Genomic DNA, 289 nt, shown 5'->3' with positions numbered 1-289 from the left:
TGCGCTGTGGGTCGATGTCGAGGATGGCGACGCGCGCGCCCTCGGCGAAGACGGCGGCGAGGTTGGCCGCCAGCATCGTCTTGCCGGCGCCGCCCTTCTGTTGCGCGACGGTGATGACGACGGCCATGCACGCCTCCGATTCGCAGACGGCGCCAGGGTAGCAGGCCGCATGGGTGTTTTGTGCGCTGCATCCTGAGCCGGGCGGCGGCGTTGCGCGCTATAGTGCCGCCCGTGCCATCCGACCGCATGCCCGACCGCGCGCCCCAGCCTGCCGCCGCCGCGCGCGCCG

Annotated in this window: 1 protein-coding gene; it reads right to left on the bottom strand. The window is 73.4% G+C overall.

Annotation, left to right across the window (positions count from 1 at the left end; genetic code table 11):
- Positions 1–127, bottom strand: a 127-nt coding sequence (locus tag B8460_RS20030; RefSeq protein ID WP_048863391.1) for a ParA family protein, incomplete at its 3' end; no start/stop codon positions are given.
- Positions 128–289 lie beyond the last annotated feature (162 nt).

The sequence above is a fragment of the Acidisphaera rubrifaciens HS-AP3 genome, assembly GCF_000964365.1.
Lineage (GTDB): Bacteria > Pseudomonadota > Alphaproteobacteria > Acetobacterales > Acetobacteraceae > Acidisphaera > Acidisphaera rubrifaciens.
The sequence above is the reverse complement of the archived record's forward strand: the minus strand, read 5'-3'. Positions and strand labels throughout refer to the sequence as shown.